Origin of the sequence: Mesorhizobium sp. M0991 (assembly GCF_040318915.1) — a bacterium.
Taxonomy (GTDB): Bacteria; Pseudomonadota; Alphaproteobacteria; order Rhizobiales; family Rhizobiaceae; genus Mesorhizobium.
The window spans coordinates 1-19,778 of sequence record NZ_JAMYNE010000008.1; the positions used below are offsets into that span (position 1 = coordinate 1).

The 19,778-nt window shown below is 61.7% G+C and carries 22 protein-coding genes and 2 pseudogenes; 5 read left to right on the plus strand and 19 right to left on the minus strand.

Translation table 11 applies throughout. From position 1 onward, the window contains the following. Nucleotides 1–131 (plus strand): annotated as a pseudogene (locus NKH70_RS13915) (IS3 family transposase); the annotation flags it as partial. 4 nt (nucleotides 132–135) lie between these two features. Here the strand turns inward: NKH70_RS13915 and NKH70_RS13920 are convergent. The 13 genes and pseudogenes from NKH70_RS13920 to rpoZ form a co-directional block, all read right to left on the minus strand. Further along, the gene (locus tag NKH70_RS13920) at nucleotides 136–1,209 is read right to left on the minus strand and encodes a porin (protein ID WP_353025471.1); all 1,074 of its coding nucleotides are present in this window, start codon (nucleotides 1,207–1,209) and stop codon (nucleotides 136–138) included. Further along, nucleotides 1,206–1,457 (minus strand): hypothetical protein, encoded by a 252-nt coding sequence (locus NKH70_RS13925; RefSeq protein WP_353025472.1) that lies wholly within the window; start codon nucleotides 1,455–1,457, stop codon nucleotides 1,206–1,208. The genes NKH70_RS13920 and NKH70_RS13925 overlap by 4 nt, the downstream gene beginning before the upstream one ends. Before the next feature lie 103 nt (nucleotides 1,458–1,560). Further along, nucleotides 1,561–1,740: a hypothetical protein gene (locus NKH70_RS13930; RefSeq protein WP_353025473.1), complete on the minus strand. Its 180-nt coding sequence runs from the start codon at nucleotides 1,738–1,740 to the stop codon at nucleotides 1,561–1,563. Nucleotides 1,741–1,789: 49 nt separating this feature from the next. Further along, a pseudogene (locus NKH70_RS35805) lies at nucleotides 1,790–2,260 on the minus strand (antitoxin Xre/MbcA/ParS-like domain-containing protein); the annotation flags it as partial. 179 nt (nucleotides 2,261–2,439) lie between these two features. Further along, a complete protein-coding gene (gene era / locus NKH70_RS13940) occupies nucleotides 2,440–3,366 on the minus strand; it encodes a GTPase Era (RefSeq protein ID WP_352914641.1) in 927 nt (308 codons plus the stop codon). Next, nucleotides 3,363–4,088 (minus strand): ribonuclease III, encoded by a 726-nt coding sequence (rnc, locus tag NKH70_RS13945; protein ID WP_352914638.1) that lies wholly within the window; start codon nucleotides 4,086–4,088, stop codon nucleotides 3,363–3,365. Before rnc ends, era begins: the two co-directional genes overlap by 4 nt. Before the next feature lie 4 nt (nucleotides 4,089–4,092). Next, complete coding sequence (gene lepB / locus NKH70_RS13950; protein ID WP_352914635.1) at nucleotides 4,093–4,842, minus strand: signal peptidase I; 750 nt, start codon at nucleotides 4,840–4,842, stop codon at nucleotides 4,093–4,095. A 77-nt stretch (nucleotides 4,843–4,919) separates the two neighbouring features. Further along, a complete protein-coding gene (gene acpS, locus NKH70_RS13955; protein WP_352914632.1) occupies nucleotides 4,920–5,333 on the minus strand; it encodes a holo-ACP synthase in 414 nt (137 codons plus the stop codon). Continuing rightward, a complete protein-coding gene (locus tag NKH70_RS13960; protein WP_023677769.1) occupies nucleotides 5,330–5,911 on the minus strand; it encodes a DUF2062 domain-containing protein in 582 nt (193 codons plus the stop codon). Before NKH70_RS13960 ends, acpS begins: the two co-directional genes overlap by 4 nt. A 233-nt stretch (nucleotides 5,912–6,144) precedes the next feature. Beyond that, nucleotides 6,145–6,555, minus strand: coding sequence for a VOC family protein (locus tag NKH70_RS13965; protein WP_352914629.1), 411 nt, complete (start codon nucleotides 6,553–6,555; stop codon nucleotides 6,145–6,147). 42 nt (nucleotides 6,556–6,597) lie between these two features. Next, a complete protein-coding gene (pyrE, locus tag NKH70_RS13970; RefSeq protein WP_352914627.1) occupies nucleotides 6,598–7,176 on the minus strand; it encodes an orotate phosphoribosyltransferase in 579 nt (192 codons plus the stop codon). A gap of 73 nt (nucleotides 7,177–7,249) precedes the next feature. Beyond that, nucleotides 7,250–9,478, minus strand: a complete 2,229-nt coding sequence (locus NKH70_RS13975; RefSeq protein ID WP_352467217.1) for a RelA/SpoT family protein — start codon at nucleotides 9,476–9,478, stop codon at nucleotides 7,250–7,252. A 111-nt stretch (nucleotides 9,479–9,589) separates the two neighbouring features. Further along, entirely contained in the window at nucleotides 9,590–9,991 is a 402-nt protein-coding gene (rpoZ, locus tag NKH70_RS13980) for a DNA-directed RNA polymerase subunit omega (RefSeq protein WP_023719890.1), read from the minus strand. A gap of 279 nt (nucleotides 9,992–10,270) precedes the next feature. Here rpoZ and NKH70_RS13985 point away from each other — a divergent pair, with 279 nt between their 5' ends. Continuing rightward, entirely contained in the window at nucleotides 10,271–10,852 is a 582-nt protein-coding gene (locus NKH70_RS13985; protein WP_352848761.1) for a LabA-like NYN domain-containing protein, read from the plus strand. Further along, entirely contained in the window at nucleotides 10,849–11,526 is a 678-nt protein-coding gene (locus NKH70_RS13990; RefSeq protein ID WP_352914624.1) for a uracil-DNA glycosylase, read from the plus strand. The genes NKH70_RS13985 and NKH70_RS13990 overlap by 4 nt, the downstream gene beginning before the upstream one ends. Before the next feature lie 31 nt (nucleotides 11,527–11,557). Here the strand turns inward: NKH70_RS13990 and NKH70_RS13995 are convergent, their stop codons facing one another. From NKH70_RS13995 to dapA, 5 genes are all read right to left on the minus strand, one after another. Next, on the minus strand, nucleotides 11,558–11,854 hold the full coding sequence (locus NKH70_RS13995) for a hypothetical protein (RefSeq protein WP_352914621.1): 297 nt from the start codon (nucleotides 11,852–11,854) through the stop codon (nucleotides 11,558–11,560). A gap of 335 nt (nucleotides 11,855–12,189) precedes the next feature. Beyond that, a complete protein-coding gene (locus tag NKH70_RS14000) occupies nucleotides 12,190–12,417 on the minus strand; it encodes a hypothetical protein (protein WP_352862677.1) in 228 nt (75 codons plus the stop codon). A gap of 168 nt (nucleotides 12,418–12,585) precedes the next feature. Next, nucleotides 12,586–13,314, minus strand: a complete 729-nt coding sequence (locus NKH70_RS14005; protein ID WP_352914619.1) for a GH25 family lysozyme — start codon at nucleotides 13,312–13,314, stop codon at nucleotides 12,586–12,588. Between the two features lie 106 nt (nucleotides 13,315–13,420). Next, nucleotides 13,421–13,900 carry an SsrA-binding protein SmpB gene (smpB, locus tag NKH70_RS14010; RefSeq protein ID WP_023768487.1) on the minus strand — a complete coding sequence of 160 codons (480 nt, stop codon included), beginning with the start codon at nucleotides 13,898–13,900 and terminating at the stop codon, nucleotides 13,421–13,423. A gap of 25 nt (nucleotides 13,901–13,925) precedes the next feature. Further along, a complete protein-coding gene (dapA, locus tag NKH70_RS14015; protein WP_352914617.1) occupies nucleotides 13,926–14,807 on the minus strand; it encodes a 4-hydroxy-tetrahydrodipicolinate synthase in 882 nt (293 codons plus the stop codon). 327 nt (nucleotides 14,808–15,134) lie between these two features. Between dapA and NKH70_RS14020 the strand changes: the two genes are divergently transcribed. Next, nucleotides 15,135–17,168 (plus strand): lytic transglycosylase domain-containing protein, encoded by a 2,034-nt coding sequence (locus tag NKH70_RS14020; RefSeq protein WP_352914660.1) that lies wholly within the window; start codon nucleotides 15,135–15,137, stop codon nucleotides 17,166–17,168. 158 nt (nucleotides 17,169–17,326) lie between these two features. Then, entirely contained in the window at nucleotides 17,327–18,220 is an 894-nt protein-coding gene (locus NKH70_RS14025; protein WP_352914616.1) for an alpha/beta fold hydrolase, read from the plus strand. 319 nt (nucleotides 18,221–18,539) lie between these two features. Here NKH70_RS14025 and NKH70_RS14030 read toward each other — a convergent pair whose 3' ends face one another. Next, entirely contained in the window at nucleotides 18,540–19,598 is a 1,059-nt protein-coding gene (locus NKH70_RS14030; RefSeq protein ID WP_502908357.1) for a tyrosine-type recombinase/integrase, read from the minus strand. Between the last annotated feature and the right edge of the window lie 180 nt (nucleotides 19,599–19,778).

Consider the following 19,778-nt stretch of genomic DNA (forward strand, 5'->3'; position numbering starts at 1 on the left):
CGGCTTATGCCGCCAATCTCACCGCAACGGACGATCGGCTGCGCAACCCCGACCAGCTCCGCCGATCACCCGTTGCTCAACCCGCGCCATACGGCGTAAAACCCGCCGAGGCTCTAACTGCAGCCGGATGAAAATTCAGTGGCAGGTCACTTTGACAATTTCATAGGCGATGTTCGCTGCAACGCCGAAGTTCTTGCCTTCGTCATAGGAAAGCTGGGTGTTGAACGAGGTCTTCTCGTTGATGGTGTAGGTGCCACCACCCCAGACCGCCCAGTTGCCGCTCCACTGCTTGTAGAAGCCACGACCGTGGGCGTCGATCGCGTTGCCGGCGTCATCCGTGAGGTTGTCGTCGGTGCCGTAGCCGCCCATGATGAACAGAGACAGGTTGTCCATCGGCTTGATGTCCAGGCGAACCTTGCCGGCCACTTCTTCATAGTTGCTGTCGTAAGCGACGACGCCGGTGATGGCGCCCCAACCCTGCGTGTACTTCACGCCGCCGACGACATGCGGAACGTAGCTGTCGATTGTGCCAATGTCGCCCGCGCCTTCTTCGAGAGAGACCACGGCCGAGAAGCCGTTGCCGGCGTCGAAATAGTACTGGACGACATTGGTGTCGAAGGCACCATACGGAACCAGCGTGTCCTGGATGACGCTGCCGGCGTAGCCGATGAAGGTGTCGAATGCCGATTCGTCCTTACCGACGCGCAGGCCACCGAGCTGGATCCAGGCGAATTTCAACGAAACGCCGGAGTTGCCGGCAGCGTTAGGGTTGAAGAAATCGTCGGTAGAATCAGCCGGAGTACCGTTGTTATTGACGGTGGCGTACCCCTGCCTGTTGCCGAAGTTGAAGCGGGTCTCGGTGTAGGTCTTCAAGGTGCCGAGTTCGGTTTCCTGGCCGGTCCAGGTCTTCAGCGTGAAGCGGGCGTTCTTGCGGTAGGTGTCGTTCTCGTCGCCGTCCTCGTGGTCGCCGGACGTTGCACCATCGAACGAGCCGACATCACCCACGCCGATATCGTAACGGACATAGCCGCCGATGCGCAGGCAGGTCTCGGTGCCGGGGATGTAGAAGTAGCCAGCGCCGTAGACGTCGCAGATCTTGACGTATTCAGCGGGTTCCGGCTCGGCGACGACGACGGCGTCGGCGGCGCGCGCACCGGAAACTGCGATCAGTGCCGCAGCGGAGCCGAGAAGAAGGCTCTTGATGTTCATTTTCTGACCTCTCCAGTCAAAGTTAAAAATGGTTTCGAATTTTGTGGCTGAACAGCAGCATTCCCCGCCTCACCCCAGATCGAAAAAGGCTCGCACCGCTCCCCCTTTTCGGCGGCGAACATACCCATCCGCGCTTGATCCTCAATGACTATTCCAGAAATAATGATGGTTTTTGCAACAGAATAACTCCGTGTTGCACAAATATCACGTGCATTTAATTCCCCAGACTGAAATGACACAAATGGCACATTGTCACCTTAAGTTAGAAGAGTACTTTTACGTTAGCCGGCTGTACAATTGCAGCCCAACGTTTTATCTGTCCATCTAGAAAATTCGAAGGGCAGAAGGAAGTTAAGCCAGCTTCATACGTGCTTCGTGCTGAGCAGCAACGACAACATCCGCCACCAAATCCTGTTTAAGCAACTCAATTGGAATACGGCCGTCGAGCACGGCGGCGGGGCCGATCAGCCAGTGCCATGCGCGCCGCGGATTCGGCATTGCAGACAACACTTCCGGATGCCGGCCTGCCATCGACGAACTGCGCCAGCGGAAACACATGTTTGCGGCCACCGGTCCGCAAGGCGACAACCCTACAGCTCCGCTGCCAACGATGCAGGGTCGAACGCGATATGCCGAAATTGTCTTCCAGGAATGTCGGTCCAGCCACCCGCCCCGCCCAGTCCTCCACCCGCATCGAATCGATGTCGTCTCTTCCGGCAGGCCGGCTTGGGACCTGTATGCTCCGGTCTCCAAACGCCGATGAGGCGGACGCCTCGGTGGTTTGGCCGGCGGCTTCCGCTGCCAGGAGCCTCACCAGCTGCAATACCCTGTCAGGCAATCTCTCCTGCATGGTATCGATCGCCCTGATGTCCGTCGGCGCAAGCAAGGCGACGGCGGCGGCAACGGCGCCGGCGACCCTGCCCGCTGCGACGATCGCATCACTGTTCGTCACCTCATTTTGCCGCGCCAGCACGCGCTGGATCTCAACAGCGACGGCGTTTGCAAACTCGGTCTGACGGTTGGGGTCGATGCGATTCCAAGTCCTGGTCATGTCCTAAATCTGGCTGCTTGCCCGTCGGTTCCGTGTTGCTCGGAAGTGGGTCTTTCGCAGAGCCTATAAGGAGCGTGTATGACGGAGGGACGACGAACGAGAACCGTCCAAGCGGCGACGTAAGGACCGGTCTGACCGCCTGTTGTATCAGAGCCGCGCGGTTTGACCTTAGCCGATCTCTACTGCGGAAATTCGAGCCCCATTTCACGGTAGCGCTCGGGATCGTCGCCCCAGTTCTCGCGCACCTTGACGAACAGGAAGAGGTGCACCTTCTGCTCGAGTATGCCTGCTATTTCCATGCGCGCCGCCTGGCCGATGGCGCGGATCGTCTCGCCCTTATGGCCGAGCACGATCTTCTTCTGGCTGTCGCGCTCGACATAGATGGTCTGGTCGATGCGCACCGAGCCGTCCTTCTTCTCTTCCCATTTCTCGGTCTCGATGTGGGAGGAATAAGGCAGTTCCTGATGCAGCCTGAGATAGAGCTTTTCGCGGGTGATCTCGGCCGCGAGCTGGCGCATCGGCAGGTCGGAGATCTGGTCTTCCGGGTAGTACCAGGGTCCGGCCGGCAAGGTCTCGGCGAGATAGTCGAGCAGGTCCTTGCAGCCGGACCCGGTCAGCGCCGAAACCATGAAGGTGCGCTTGAACGGCACCCTTTCGTTGGCTGCCGCCGACAATGCCAGCAACGTCTCGTGCTTGACCCGATCGACCTTGTTGAGGATCAATACCATCGGCTGCCGAACATCCTTCAGCCGCTCGAGGATGGCGTCGGCATCGCCCCGGATGCCGCGCTCGGCATCGATCAAGAGCAGCACGATATCGGCGTCCTTGGCACCGCCCCAGGCTGTGGTCACCATCGCGGTGTCCAGCCGGCGCTTCGGCTTGAATATGCCCGGCGTGTCGACGAAGACGATCTGCGCGTTGTTGTGGGTGGCAATGCCGCGCACGATGGCGCGGGTGGTCTGCACCTTGTGCGTCACAATCGACACCTTGGCGCCGACCAATTGGTTGACCAGCGTCGATTTCCCCGCATTGGGCGCGCCGATCAGCGCGACGAAGCCGGAGCGGGTAGCGGGAGCTTCTGTTGCCGGAGCTTCGGTGGCGATCATGCGGCACTCCCTTGATTGAGCCAGACGCCTTCCCGCTGCAGAAGTGCCGCGGCTGCAGCCTGCTCCGCCTCGCGCTTGGAGCGCCCGCTGCCGGTCGCCGGCGGATAGGCGCCGACCTTGACGCTGACGGTGAACAGCGGATCGTGGTCCGGTCCCTCGCGGCTGTCGATTATGTAAACTGGCACTGCGCCCGCCGCCTGATGCGCCCATTCCTGAAGTTCGGTCTTCGCATCGCGGCGGGCGGCGTCGATGGCTTGCGAGCGCGGCTGCCAGTATCTGTGGATGAAGGCGCGGGCCGCTTCCAACCCGCCGTCGAGATAGAGCACGGCGATCAACGATTCCAATGCATCGGCGCGCAGATTGACGCGCTTGCGGCCATCGAGGCCGCGTACGTCCGAACCGGCGCGAATAAGTTCCGGCAGGCCGATCTCCTCGGCGATCTCCGCCAGGGCCTCGGCGTTGACCAGCGCGTTCAATCTCAGCGATAGCTCACCCTCGGCGGCATCGGGAAATGCCGCCAGCAGCATATCGGCAACGACAAGGCCGAGAACGCGGTCGCCCAGGAATTCGAAACGTTCGTAGTCGATGCCGGCGTGACTGCCGCGAGCGCTGGCATGTGTCAGCGCCCGCTGCAGGCGCTGGTGGTTGCCAAAACTGTGGCCGGTGCGCTCCTTGAGCGCCTCGGCGAGCGCATCGGCGGTCAGCCGTTTCGTCGCCGCCATGGTCCTAATTGACGAAATGGAACAGGCGCGAGGCGCGCATCTGCGACGGCCATTTCCAGATTTCGAGCGGGCTGGCGCTGCCGGCGATCGAGAAGAAGATGAGGTTGGCGCGGCCGACCAAGTTCTCCTCCGGCACGAAGCCGACCGTGAAGCGGCTGTCCGACGAGTTGTCGCGATTGTCGCCCATCATGAAATAGTGACCGGGCGGCACCTTGAACTCTTTGGTATTGTCGCCGATCGAGGCCTGCGTCAGGTCGAGCGTGTCGTAGGTGACGCCGTTCGGCAGCGTCTCGCGATAGACATCGACCGGCCCGTTCTCCTCGGTGATGTCGCGGTTGTCGATCTGCCCGACCTTGACGCGCGGCACGCTCACGTCGTTGATGAAGAGCTGGCCATCCTTGACCTGGATCTTGTCGCCCGGCAGGCCGACGACGCGCTTGATATAATCGACAGAAGGATCCGGCGGAAACTTGAACACCACCACGTCGCCGCGCTTCGGCTCTGAGCCCCAGATGCGGCCCGAAAAGATGTTCGGCCCGAACGGCAGTGAATAGCGGGAGAAGCCGTAGGACCATTTGGTGACGAAGAGATAGTCGCCTTCGAGCAAAGTCGGCCGCATCGACCCGGACGGGATCGAGAACGGCTGGAACAGGAGCGTGCGGATCACCAGCGCAAGCAGCAGGGCCTGGACGATGACGCTGACGGTTTCGCCAAGTCCGCCGGATTTCTTCTGGGTTTTTTCAGCCACGCTCATGTCGTCCTCGATTGTGCGTTGGATGGTATAGAGTCTCGGCGCGCGCTGGGCAACGTCATGCCGGTGGTCAGATGCAATCAATGTGGCGCTTCTTCGACCGGCAACGCTTCAATGATCACAAAGGCTTGAGCGAGCGGAAAATCATCGGTTATTGTGAGGTGGATCACGGCGCGGTGCCCTTCAGGCAGGATTTCGTCCAGCCGCGCTGCCGCCCCGTTGGTCAGCGCCATGGTCGGCTTGCCGCTGGCCAGGTTGACGACCCCCATGTCGCGCCAGAACACACCCTGCGCCATACCGGTGCCCAATGCCTTGGCACAGGCTTCCTTGGCGGCGAAACGCTTGGCGAAGGAGGCCGCACGCGCCGCGCGGTTTTCGGAGCGCGCCTGTTCGATCTCAGTGTAGATGCGTTGGATGAAGCGCTGGCCATGACGTTCCAGCGACTTCTCGATGCGTCTGATGTCGATGAGGTCGCTGCCGATACCGATAATCATTCGGCAGGAACTTCCGGCCCGGTTTTTCCAGCCTTTGCGGCTCTTTCGGCCAGACGCTTGCGGCGCTGCTCGTGGAAAGTGACCATGCCCCAGCGGGTGATGCCGTAAAACAGCAGGCCGAAAACCAGGCCGAGCGGTATCGCGCCGATTGTCATCGGCTTCAGCACCGGTCCCCACAACTGCGCAAAGGAAAGATTATGCAGCATGTCGCCAAGATGGGCGGGCGGGCCATGCGCCGGCAGGTGTTCATGCAGGATCAGCTTGCCGACCTCCCAGGAGGCGGCCCATAGCAGCGGAAAGGTCAGGGGGTTGCCGAACACCGTGCCAAGTGCTGCCGCGACCAGATTGCCGGCGATCAGCCAGCACAGGATGGCGGCAATGATGAAGTGGAAGCCAAGCGGGAAAAACGACGCGAATACGCCCGCCGCAACACCGGCGGCCACGGCGTGCGGCGTGGCCCTAAGCCGCAGGATGCGCTTGGAGAAATACCGCAGCGAGCGCGAGAACGAGCGGCGCGGCCACAAATAGGTACGCACCCGCTCGAAAAAACCATCAGGCTTGCGCCGTCGAAAAAGCACTCTGTTCCTGTTCCTAGTTCCATTAATGACTTCGCGCCGGCTTTTCCCAGCCAGGGCGCGACAGCCCCATGCTGCGCTCTGCGGTCGCCGAAAAGCAACTACGACTTTGATATAGCGATGCGCTGGCCGAAGAACAACGAGGCCGAGGGCATCCGCTCGGCGGCCGGTCGCGCCAGCCCTGGGTGTCGCCGTTCTGAACAGGGTATGATCGCGGCGAATTTAAGGAGCGCCGCTTAGGATCGATATTCGCTGACCTCGACGAGGTTGCCATCCGGGTCACGGAAATAGACCGACATCATCGCGCCACGAGCGCCGACACGCTCGACGGGGCCGACCTCTATCACCACGCCATTGGCGGCGAGGCTGGCACATATCTCGACGAGCGGCCGGGCGGCAATCAAGCAGAAATCTCCGGCGCCCGGCGTCGGCGCCTTGGCCTTCGGCTCGAAGGTACGCCCGACCTGATGCACATTGATCTTTTGCGTTCCAAACAGCAGCGCCGTTGGTCGGTCCGGCTCGTCGAGGCGCTCGAAGCCAAGCACGCGCTGATAGAAGGCGCAGGTATCGTCCACCGAACGAACTGTCAGCACGAAATGATCGATGCCGGCAATCACGGCAGCGCCTCTTGACTTGTTTTTATGCATGTCGTTGTCCCAAAACCACCGCACACTTTTGGGCGACATGCATTAGATATTGCGGCTGCCCGGCTTGATCGCCGGTATGGCGGCGAGTTCGGGCGGCAGCCTGTCGGCCGGATAGGCCGGAACTTCATATTCGGCGAGCGCGATCAGCGGCACGCCGACATCGGTTTTGCCGGCCGAGCGGTCGATGATGCATGCAGCGGCAACGACATCGGCGCCAAGGCCGCGCAGGCAGTCGATGGTCTCGCGGATCGACAGGCCGGTGGTGACGATGTCCTCGACAATGACAACGCGCGATCCCTTGGCGATCTCGAAGCGGCGCAGCCTGAATTCGCCCCCTTCCCGCTCGACCCAGATCGCCGGCGCACCAAGATGGCGCGAGGTCTCATAGGCCGGGATCAGCCCGCCGATTGCGGGACCGACGACGTAGTCGATCCTGCCGGGCACGCCAGCGCGGATCTTTTCGGCCAGCGCCTTGCACAAGCGCTCGGTCTTGTCGGCATGCATGAAAACGCGCGCCTTTTGCAGGAAGACCGGGCTGCGCAGGCCCGACGTCAGGATGAAATGCCCTTCGAGAACGGCGCCTGCCTCGCGGAAAATGCCCAGCACTTCATCGGTGTTCATTGTTCGCTCCATGCCCATGGTGAATGGTGAATGGTGAATGGTAGTGAGAGCACCCTCTTTCACTATTCACGATTCACCCATTCACGCGTCGCGCGTCGCTGACGCTCGAATTGTCCTTTAGCTGCGACAGCAGCCGGTTCAAGTGCTTCAGATCCCACACTTCGAGATCGATCAGCATTTCTGTGAAATCGGGCGCGGTGCGCACCATCGACAAAGTGTGGATGTTGGCATCGTTGGATGCGACGACCTGTGCAATGTCGGCCAGCGAACCCGGTGCGTTGATGGCGGTGACCGAGACGCGCGCCGGGAATCGCTCCTTGGTGCGCTCGTCAATATCCCAACGCACATCGATCCAGCGCTCTGGCTGGTCGTCGAAGGCCTGCAGCGCCGGCGACTGGATCGGATAGATGGTGATACCGGTTCCCGGCTGCACGATGCCGACGATGCGGTCGCCTGGCACTGCCCCCTCCGGCGCGAAGCGCACCGGCAGATCGCCGCGCACACCGCGGATCGGCACCGCGTCGTCGCGCTGCTGGTTCTTGTCCTTGCGCGCGGCGCGGCCTGGAATCTGGAACAGCATGCCGGCGGCGTTGCGGATCTTCGACCAACCCTCCTCGCGCTGCTTGGGCGCGACCAGCGTGACGCGCTCGTCCTTGTAGTCGGGAAATACCGCCTTCATGACATCGGTGGAGGCAAGTTCGCCACGGCCGACCGAGGCCAGCACATCCTCGATATCCTTGCGCGCCAGCCGGTGCAGCACCGGCTTCAGATTTTCCTTGGTAAAGGTCTTGCCGGACCGTTCGAAGGCACGCTCCAGAATTCGGATACCGAGACCCGAATATTGCTTGCGGATAGCGTTCTTGGTGGCGCGGCGGATGGCCGAGCGCGCCTTGCCGGTAACGACCACCGATTCCCACGCCGCCGGTGGCACCTGCGCCTTCGAGCGGATGATCTCGACCTCGTCGCCGTTCTTCAGCTCCGTCATCAGCGGCATGATGCGGCCATTGACCTTGGCGCCGACGCAAGTGTCGCCGACATCGGTGTGGACGGCATAGGCAAAGTCGATCGGCGTGGCGCCGCGCGGCAGCGCGATCAGCATGCCCTTCGGCGTGAAGCAGAATACCTGGTCCTGGAACAGTTCCAGCTTGGTGTTTTCGAGGAAGTCCTCGGGATTGTCGCCTTCGGCAAGCTGCTCGATGGTCCGCCGCAGCCACGCATAGGCATTGGTTTCCTTCGAGATCGCATGGGCGGCACCATTCATCTTGCCGCCGGTATCCTTATAGATCGAATGAGCGGCGACGCCGTATTCGGCGATCTTGTTCATCTGGTAGGTGCGGATCTGCAATTCGACGCGCTGGCGCGATGGGCCGACGATGGTGGTGTGGATCGAGCGGTAGTCGTTCTGCTTCGGCGTCGAGATGTAATCCTTGAAGCGGCCGGGCACCATCGACCAGGTGGTGTGGATGGCGCCAAGCGCGCGATAGCAGTCCTCGACCGTCTCGACAACGACGCGGAAGCCGAAAATGTCGGACAGCTGCTCGAACGACAGCGCCTTGGCTTCCATCTTGCGGAATACCGACCACGGCTTCTTCTGCCGGCTTTTGACCTCGGCCTTGATCGAATATTTGTCGAACAGCGTGGACAGCGCCTTCTCGATCTCGGACAGCACGCCCTTGTTGCGCTCGAAGATTTCGGCGAGCCGTGCGGTGACGGCGCGATAGGCTTCGGGATTGATGAAGCGGAAGGCGATCTCCTCCAGCTCCTCGCGCATGCCCTGCATGCCCATGCGGCCGGCCAGCGGCGCGTAGATGTCCATCGTCTCTTCGGCAATGCGCAGGCGCTTGGCTTCCGGCACATGGTCGAGGGTGCGCATATTGTGCAGGCGGTCGGCGAGCTTGACCAGAAGCACGCGCACGTCTTCCGAGATCGCGAGCAACAGCTTGCGCAGGTTCTCCGCCTGCTCGGCCTTCTTGGAGACGAGATCGAGCTTCTTCAGCTTGGTCAGGCCTTCGACCAGCTTGCCCATTTCGGGGCCGAACAATTCGTCGATCTCGGCTCTGGTCGCCGTGGTGTCCTCGATCGTGTCGTGCAGCAGCGCAACGGCGATCGTCGCCTCGTCCATGTGCATTTCGGTGAGGATGGCGGCGACTTCGAGCGGATGCGAAAAATAGGGGTCGCCGGAGGCGCGTTTCTGGTGGCCATGCTTCTGCATGGCGTAGACATAGGCCTTGTTGAGCAGCGCCTCGTTGACGTCAGGCTTGTAGCGCTGGACGCGCTCGACAAGCTCATACTGACGCATCATGGGCGGGATCTCGCAATGCTGAAATGAATCATGCGCCGCACTGGCGTACGGCGCATGTCATAGATAGCCACGAAACTGCCGACGCGAAAGTGTCGGCAGTTATTGCTAAGATCAATAATCGTCGCTTTTTTCCGGCGGTACCAGACCTTCGATGCCGGCCAACAGGTCTTCTTCGGTCATGCGATCGAAGGTGACGTTGTCCTCGGCGTCGTCGGCATCGGTGGCCGCAACGGCACTGCCGGTCTGGTCGGCAATCGCCTCGCCGTCGGCTTCCGGCTCGTCGACCTCGACATGCTTCTGCAGCGAATGGATGAGATCTTCCTTGAGGTCGTCCGGCGACAGCGTCTCGTCGGCGATTTCGCGGAGCGCAACGACCGGATTCTTGTCGTTGTCGCGCGGTACAGTGATCTGCGCGCCCTGGCTGATCTGACGGGCGCGGTGGCCGGCCAGGAGCACCAGCTCGAAGCGGTTGTCGACCTTGTCGATGCAATCTTCAACGGTTACGCGGGCCATGAGTTGCCCCTTTCATGCCTGGATTTGATGGAAAACAGGCGCGGTCCATAACCCGAACGCCGCCAAAATACAAGCTTTTATGGCGGTGCGCAGCTCTGACGCGGGCCGCCTGCGACGACGCAGCGCCGATCACAATTGCTTGCGGTGCCGCATGGTGCCTTGGATTGCCGTAAAACTGGCGTTATCTCGAACGATGAAGGCCAACAGGTCTATTATCAGACCGGCCGATAGTCGCCACGCATTTAGACGACCGCTTATTTCGAAAAAGGACATTTTTCCATGTTCGATCCTCGTGAAAAAATCGCTCTCTTTATCGACGGTGCCAATCTCTACGCCACCTCGCGCGCGCTGGGTTTTGACATCGACTACCGCAAACTTCTGTCGAGCTTCCAGAAACGCGGCTATCTGCTGCGCGCCTATTACTACACCGCGCTGGTCGAGGATCAGGAATACTCCTCGATACGGCCGCTGATCGACTGGCTCGATTATAACGGCTTCAAGGTGGTGACCAAGCCGGCCAAGGAATTCACCGACTCGACCGGCCGGCGCAAGATCAAGGGCAATATGGATATCGAGCTGACCGTCGATGCGCTGGAGCTTGCCGACGTCGTCGACCATTATGTCATCTTCTCAGGCGACGGCGATTTCCGTACGCTGGTCGAGGCGCTGCAGCGGCGCGGGCGCAAGGTTTCGATCGTCTCGACCATGGCTTCGCAGCCGCCGATGATCTCCGACGATCTGCGCCGCCAGGCCGACCATTTCATCGACTTGATGGCGCTCAAGAATGAAGTCGGCCGCGATCCGTCGGAGCGGCCGGTACGCCGGCCCGAGCCGGCCGAAGTCGACGAGGAAGACTATTGACGGTCGTTGCCTTGACCGCGCCCCTGGTCGTCTCGCCCGAACCCGATCGCGACTGCCCGCTCTGCCCACGGCTGCACGACTTCATCGCCGAGTGGCGGCGGCGCGAGCCGTCCTGGTTCAACGCGCCGGTGCCGACCTTTTTGCCGCCGGAAGGCGAGGATGCGGTGCGCTTGCTGATCGTCGGGCTGGCGCCTGGCCTGCGCGGGGCAAACCGGACGGGGCGCCCCTTCACCGGCGATTTTGCCGGCGACCTGCTCTACAACACGCTGATCGCGCACGGCTTTGCGCGCGGCGAATTCAAGGCGCGACCTGATGACGGGCTGGAGCTTGTTGGTACGGCGATTACCAATGCGGTGCGCTGCGTGCCGCCGGATAACAAGCCGGTTGGCGCCGAGATAGCGACCTGCCGGACGTTCCTGGTGCCGACGATTGCGCGGTTTCCAAACCTGCGCGCCGTGCTGGCGCTGGGCTCGATCGCGCACCAGTCGACCGTGCGGGCGCTCGGCCAACGCGTCGCCGCCTATCCGTTCCGGCATGGCGGGCAGCAGCAGGCCAATGGCATCACGCTATTTTCCAGCTATCATTGCTCGCGCTACAACACCAATACCGGCGTGCTGACGGAAACGATGTTCGTTAATATCTTCAGTCAGATAGAAGCTTTTCTGAAGACATAGAGTCAGACGAGGCGCGCCGGCGCACAAGCGCCTAGATTCGGGCAATCGCGAACAACCAGGCCAGGAGATCCAGCAACCACAGAAACAGTGCAAGCTGCAGCGCGACGCGCAGGCGTTGGATGATCCGCCAATTGCTGGCCATGTCGGATTTGATGCGCAGCGCAAGTGCTCGGTGCATCCCATCCATGGTTGCGGGAGGATGCTGATCGACGAAATCCTGGAGCAGCTTCTCGGGATCGAAACGGAACGTATAGTTATAATATGGCCACACCATAATCGCACCAGCAGTCCGATAAGAAGAAGCAATGTCAGCGCCAGCCAGTCCCAAGGCCCTACGCCATCCTGGAGCGCCCTGCCTCCAAGGAGAGAACTCGCGAACGCCGTTGCGAAGATCAGATTGCCGGCGCGCGCATTGAGACTTTCAACCACGCCCTGCTGGTGCTGGAGGCCACGCACCGCCTCCGCATAGACAAATGCTAGGCGGGGGTCGCCGCCATCCGTCGCAGCAGGCGGGGCGTTGCTGTCATTGGTTGATGAAGGGCGCTCCGGCATCAAATGCACTTAGCACGGCGCCGCCTGCGATATGAATAGTTAGCGGAAGCGTAAAAGGCGGGACGGTGACGTTCAACTTTTAGGGGAAACAATGAATCGGGCGGCGATTGATCAATCTACAAAATCCCTTGGAATGTCACCTTTGAACCTCGCAATGGCCTCCTCGACTAACTCCAAAGGAATCTCCTTCCGGTAGAGGGTTACCTCTCGGGTTCGCCTTGTGTCGTCACGGAAAATCTCCAACACGAGGTCGCCTTCAATCCAAAGCTCGATGCCGATTCCGTCCCGGTCGGCTACGTCGCTTGCGACTATCCAAGATTTTTTTGGTGCTGCGGCCATTGGCTAATCCAAAATTATGCGGCCAAGCTAGCGTATCTCCGCCGATGAACTCTGCAAACGGTCGTAAGCTGAACTCAAAACTGAGACGCTATCGAATAGCCGTATTTGTCAAGGCTTCGTCGTTCCGTCTTCGGGCCATTGAGGGTGTTTTAGTGGACGGGAATAGCGTCAATTCGTCGACATCGCTTCAGGCGCTGGGGCAAACAACGCGGCCAGCGTCGCGGGTCCACCCTGGAGAACATTCAGGTCGACGTCGCCGCTGATGCCGTCGACGCGGCCCCGGTTGTGGTACTGCCAGTAGATCCAGTCGTCATGGCCCGGCCGCAGCGCCAGCGAACGCAGCCAGCGCGGGCGGCCGGCTAGCTGCCCGACATAGGCTTGCGCCGCCTCGTCGGTCACATAGAGGATCGCCGTCTTGCCAAACGCCGCCTCGACCGGACCGAGGAAGGCGGAAAGCTCGGCACTCAGCTGTTCGGGAGTTGGCCGCTGCGGGCAATTGCCGCCGAACTCGATGTCTACCACCGGCGGCAGCAAAGGCTGATCGCGCGGCACCACCGAGATGAAGTTGCGTGCCTGATCGGCACCCGGCCTGCAGAAGGTGAAGAAATGATAGGCACCGACGGCAAGGCCGGCGGCGCGGGCCGCGCGCAAATTGGCGGCGAAGGCATCGTCGACATGGTCGCCGCCTTCAGTCGCCTTGATGACGGCGAAAGCGACATCGTCGGCGGCAACACGCCGCCAGTCGATCTGCCGCTGATGATGGGAAACATCGATGCCCCTCACCGGATATTTGCCGCGGTCCGGAGAAAACGTCTTGAAGTAGGTATAGCCGCCGGCCAGGACGAGGCCCGCCAGGAGCAGACCGGCCGCGCTCCACAAGACGATCCGGTTTTTCAACAGAGATCTATCCCCATTGGTCCACCCTGCCCGCCGCTATGGCTCCGGACGTTCGCCGCTCGAAAAGCCAAATCATTGACTTTTCGTCCGCTTCGCGGACTGCTCCTCACCCTCGCTCCTTCAGCAGCCGGCCCTTCTCGCGCGACCAGTCGCGCTGCTTTTCGGTCTCGCGCTTGTCGTGCAGCTTCTTGCCGCGGCCAACGGCGAGCAGCAGCTTGGCACGACCCTGGTCGTTGAAGTAGATCTTCAGCGGCACCAGCGTCATGCCCTCGCGGTCGACGCTTTGCGCCAGCTTGGCCATCTCGCGCTTGTTGAGCAGCAGTTTGCGGCGGCGGCGTGGCTCGTGGTTGAAGCGGTTGGCCTGCAGGTATTCCGGCAAATAGGAGTTGATCAGCCAGATCTCGCCGCCCTCGACCGAGGCGTAGCTGTCCTGGATGTTGGCCTGGCCCTGGCGCAGCGATTTCACTTCGGTACCGGTCAGCACCAGGCCGGCCTCGATCGTGTCGAGCACCTCATAGGAAAACCGCGCCTTACGGTTTTCCGCAACGGTCTTGTTGTTGGGATCGGCTTTTCTGACTTGATTCATGATGCGGAGAGGTGGCGCCTCATCCCTAGTTTATCAAGCCGGCGTGCTTCATCGCCGCGTCGATCTTCTCGGCAGTCGACGGCTCGACCGTCACTAGCGGCGAGCGCAGCACGTTCTCGACCTTGCCCAGCTTCGACAGCGCATACTTCGCGCCGGAAACGCCGGGTTCCAGGAAAATCGCCTTGTGCAGCGGCAACAGACGGTCCTGCAGGTCGAGCGCCTTGGCGCTGTCGCCGGAAAGCGTCGCCTCCTGGAATTCAGCGCAGAGCCTGGGCGCGACATTTGCCGTCACCGAAATACAGCCGACGCCGCCATGCGCGTTGAAGCCGAGCGCCGAGGCGTCTTCGCCGGAGAGCTGGATGAAATCCTTGCCGCAGGTGGCGCGCTGCTCCGAAACCCGCTCGACCTTGCCCGTGGCATCCTTGACGCCGACGATGTTCCTGAAGTCGTGCACCAATTGCCCCATCGTCTCCGGGCTCATGTCGATCACCGAGCGCGGCGGAATGTTGTAGATGATGATCGGCAGGCTGGTCGCCCTGGCGACGGCGGCGAAATGCGCATAGAGGCCGCGCTGCGTCGGCTTGTTGTAATAGGGCGTGACGACCAGGGCCGCGTCGGCGCCCGCCTTCTCGGCATACTGGACCAGGCCAACCGCCTCTTCGGTGTTGTTGGAGCCGGCGCCGGCGACGACCGGAACCCGGCCCTTGGCGACCTCGATGCAGACCTTGACGACCTGGCGGTGCTCGTCATGCGACAGCGTCGGCGACTCGCCGGTGGTGCCGACCGGGACCACGCCCGTCGTGCCTTCGGCGATCTGCCAGGCGATAAACGCGCGAAAGGCTTTCTCGTCGAAACGGCCGCTCTGTTCGAACGGTGTCACGAGCGCGGTCAGCGAGCCTCTCAGCATGTCGTCCAACTCCTTGGGACTAGCGCATGACCCCGAAAATCGCAGTCGATTTTCAGAAAGGATCATGCGCCAAATTTAAAGTGCTACAGCGTCCTTTGCGCGTCTGAGAAGACGCGCGGCGCTGTAGGTGTTTGTCGTGCGCGCCTTCTAGCCGAAAGCGAAGCGGCGCACCATAGTCTCGACATTGTTGCGCGGCAAGCATTGCGCCGGCAATTGCAATTCGAACGACCTCGATGGGGTTTTCTTTACGGGCCCTTCATCACAGACGAATAGGCTTCAATTCATCTGTGCCTGTTGTAGCGTCGAAGAACGGGGATGACCAAATCCATGCCGATCAGGCGGCCTCATCTTTTCGCGCTTATCAGCGCGATCGTCGCGCTGATTCCCGGCGCCGCGATCGGCAGCAGCGTCGATGTGCAGGTCACGTCGGCGATTCCGATGACCGAGCCGCAGAACGATGCGCTGCAGCAGTCGCCGTCCGCCAGCGTCGCGGCGCTGAAGAGCGGTCTCGATGCGCTGGCGGCAAACGACATTCAGCGCGCGCGCCAGGTGCGCGAGGCGCTGCCGGCCAAATCGCTCGACCGGCACATCCTTGCCTGGGCGATCGCGCTCTATGGCGGCGACCAGGTGCCGAGCGGCGACATCGCCGATGCGGCAAAAATGCTGCCGAACTGGCCGGGCACGATCGCCTTGCGCAAGAACAGCGAGCGCGCGCTCTACCGCGAGAACCCCGCGCCACAGGTGGTGGTGCGGGCGTTCGATGGCAGCCAGCCGCTGACCTTCGAGGGCGTGGTGATCCTAGCCCGCTCCTATGTAGCGCTGGGCGATACCAAAGCGGCGCGCTCGGTGCTGTCGCCATTCTGGCGCACCGAAAAGCTCGAAGCCAGGGACGAGGCGACGGTCATCCGCGAGTTCGGCGCGCTGATCCCGGCCGCCGACCATCGCTTCCGCATGGAGCGCATGTTCTATGCCGACCGGGTCGCTTCGGCGCTGCGCGTCGCCGGTCTCGCGGGCGCCCAGCAATTGGCCGATGCCTGGGCGGCAGTCACCAAAGGCGACAAGAACGCGGCCAAGCTGCTGAAGGCGGTGCCGGCAGCGCAGCGGGCGGCCGGCTATCTCTTTGCCGAAGCCGAATATCTGCGCAAGCAACAGAAATTTTCCGACGCTGCCGCGCTGGTGATGAAGGCGCCGGGCGACCGTGACGCTTTGGTCGATCCGGACGCCTGGTGGGTGGAGCGCCGGGTGCTGTCGCGCGAGCTGGTCGACCAGGGCGCCATGAAGACCGCCTACAGAATAGTCGCCGCGCATGCCGCCGAAAGTCCCGCCAATGCTGCCGAGGCGGAATTCCATGCCGGCTGGTACGCGCTGCGCGGCCTCAACGACCCGAGCACCGCCGCCAAGCATTTTGTGCGAATCGCGGAGCTCGCCCAAGGGCCGATGTCGCTGTCGCGCGCCTATTATTGGCTCGGCCGCGCCGCCGAAGTCGGCGGCCCCGGCAATGCCAAGGATTACTTCAGCCGTGCCGCCAGCTACGGCACGACCTTTTACGGCCAGCTTGCCGGCGAACGGGTCGGCCGGCAGACCCTCAACATCGTCTACCCACAGCCGAGTGCCGCCGACCGCCAGAATTTTGCCACCCGCGAGGCGGTCAGCGCCATCGAGCGGCTGCAGGAGGCCGGCTATGACCGCTATGCCGAGACGCTCTACCGCGACCTCGCCGGGCAGCTGAACAGCCCCGGCGAACTGGCGCTGCTTGCGGTGCTGGCGGAAAAACAAGGCAACCATTTCATGGCGCTGAAGGTCGGCAAGATCGCCGGCGCCCGCGGCATCGATGTCGGCGCGCTGTCGCATCCGCTCGGCGTCATTCCCGACACCGCCAACATCTCCGGCTCCGGGAAGGCGCTGGCCTATGCGATTGCCCGCCAGGAAAGCGAGTTCAACATCGGCGCAATCTCCAGCGCCGGCGCGCGCGGGCTGCTGCAGCTAATGCCGGCCACGGCCAAGCAATTGGCGAAGAAGGCCGGCGTGACTTTCTCGCAGGCCCGGCTGACCACCGATGCCGGCTACAATGCAACGCTGGGCGCCGCCTTTCTCGGCGAGCAGCTCGGCCGTTTCGACGGCTCCTACGTGCTGACCTTCGCCGGCTACAATGCCGGCCCCGCCCGCGCCGCCCAGTGGGTGGCGAAATACGGCGATCCGCGCGGCAAGGACGTCGACGCCGTCGTCGACTGGATCGAGCGGATTCCCTATACGGAAACAAGAAGTTACGTTCAGCGCGTGATGGAGAATTACGAGGTCTACAAGATGCGTATCTCCGGCAAGTACGATATTGTCGGGGATTTGGTGAACGGCCGGGGGTGACGACCGGGCTTCAAGCTAAGTCGGGCTGCGATCCTTTGCGCCCCCCTCTGTCCCGCCGATGTCTCGAAGATTCTCAGCGCCGATGCTTCGATTTGACCGTCTCTGCCATCGCCTGTAGCAGTCGGGAACGATCCGGCAACTGCGAGGAAGCGGTCCACATGCCAACCGAGCAGGGTTTTTCCGATTTCTTCTACGCCGCGCCGGACGGGCTGTGCCTGCACGCCCGCATCTACGGCGAAGCGAATTCCGGCCGCTGGCCAGTCGTTTGCCTGCCCGGCCTGACCCGCAATTGCCGTGACTTTCACGAATTGGCGCTTTATCTGTCAGCGCAGACGAAGCGCAAGGTCGTCGCCTTCGATTATCGCGGGCGCGGTCAGTCCGCCTACGATGCCGACATCGGCCATTACAATATCGGCATCGAAGCGGGCGATATTCTCGCCGGGCTGGCAGCACTTGGCATCGAGCAGGCTGGCTTCATCGGCACCTCGCGCGGTGGACTGATCATCCATGTGCTCGGGGCGATGCGGCCGGCCGTGCTGAAGGCCATCGTCCTCAACGACATCGGCCCGGTGATCGAGGCGCAAGGTCTCGCCCATATCCGCTCCTATATCGACCTCGCGCCAAGGCCGAAGACGTACGCGGAGGTGGTCCGCGACTTGCGCAGCACCCATGGCGCGGATTTTTCGGCGCTGACCGATGCGGATTGGGAGCGGATGGCGTCAGCCCTTTACCGCAAGACCGAGGAAGGGTTGTTGCCCGATTTCGATTCGAGATTGGTCGACACGCTGGCCGGCCTGGACCTCTCCTCGCCGCTGCCCGACCTGTGGCCGCAGTTCGACGCGCTGGCGGCGATCCCGTTGCTCGTCATACGCGGCGCCAACTCGAAGCTGCTGTCCGCCGAAACGCTCGAGCAGATGCGGACGCGCCATACCGATATCGAGACGATCACCGCCGACGACCAGGGGCATGCACCGTTTCTCGAAACCGGCGGCCTGCCGGGCAAGGTCGCTGGCTTTTTCGATCGGGCGGAGCGACGGGGTGGCGGGAAGTAAATCTCGACCGAGTGAAGTAATTCACGCGCAGGGTTTGCGTCGATCAAAGCATTCCGACGGCCGTTGACAGTTCCGTTGGAATTAGGGGTGAAATAATTTTATCGATGTTGGCGCTGCCCCTCATCCGCCTGCCGGCACCTTCTCCCCGTATAGCGACGGGGAGAAGGGGCTAGCCGGAACGCTGGCGACTAGCGAAATCTTTCGCGAGGGTACCTTTCTCCCCGTCACTATACGGGGAGAAATGCCCGGCAGGGCAATGAGCGGCAGCGCTAACCTGAAGCAACTGCCCTGAAACCCAATGCCAGATCCACCCAAACCGTCAGGATTTGGCGCTTCTCTTCGCGGGCTTTGGGGCCTTGCTTGCGGCCGGCTCGCTTTTTGGTTGCCGCCTTGGCGGAGGTGGAGAAGACAAAGCGCTTGCCCCGCCGCTGTCCGCGCCACTGCACCGCGGCGTCTCCAGCACGGTGACGCAGCCGTCGAGGTCGTTGGTGGCCAGATGGGCGTAACGCATGGTCATCGACAGCGTCTGATGGCCGAGCCACATCTGCACGCGCCTGATGTCGATACCGCCCTGGACAAGACGCGAGGCACAAGTATGGCGCAATATGTGCGGCACGACCTGATCGTCGGCGCCAAGCCCGACTTCGGCCTTGGCATCGTTCCAGATAGCGCGAAACTGCGCCTGGCTGAGCTTGGTGAACGGGCCTTTGGGCCGGCGGCCCTCGGTGGCCGGCAGCTTGATCACTTCTTTTACCCGCTCGGTCATCGGGATGGTGCGGCTGCGGCCGGATTTGGTGATCCAGAAACTGACGCGGTGCTCCTGGATATCGTTCCAGATCAAGCCCAGCGCTTCGCCGAGACGGCAGCCGGTGTCGACGAGAAAGACGGAAAGCCGATAAGCGTCCTCGCTGCGGCTTTTGATGGCGGCGAACAGCCGGGCCTCCTCGTCTCTTTCGAGGAAACGAATCCGTCCCGCCCGCTCCTTCTGGCGGCGGAACTCGGGCAGGCTGTGGATATCCCCCATCTTATGAGCCTTGCGCAGCAGTTTGCTGAGGGCAGCCATCTTCCGGTTGATGGTTGCGTTGCTGTTGCCGCGCTGGCGCAAGGTGCCGATAAGGTTGTCGAGGGTGCTTTGGTCAAAGGCGCTGAAACGCTCCCCAAGGAGGATCTCGTCTATTTCGCCGATGAAGGAGCTGACATTGTATTTATGCCGCCCATCATCCCAAAGTATGTCCCGGTATACTGAAAACAGTTCTCCGATCCTGTGCGACTTTACTTCTCGTATCTTGTTATAACTGTATTTTATCTTTGCAGTTTGAGAAGAAAACATCGAAAAATGATCAGAGGTTCCTCCCTCTTGAATCGCATCATTCGTCATTATTCGCCACACCCCCGAGTGGATAGGCCTAGACCTACCTGCTTGGCGGTGCCCTTTCAAGAGTTTTAAGCGTTGCGGCCGATTTCATCCACCAGTTGGCGGATCCCAACGACATCGTTCCACAACCCTGTTCAGCTACCGAACCCCCTTTCCTTCTGTTTGCCTACCAGTCGCGAAAAC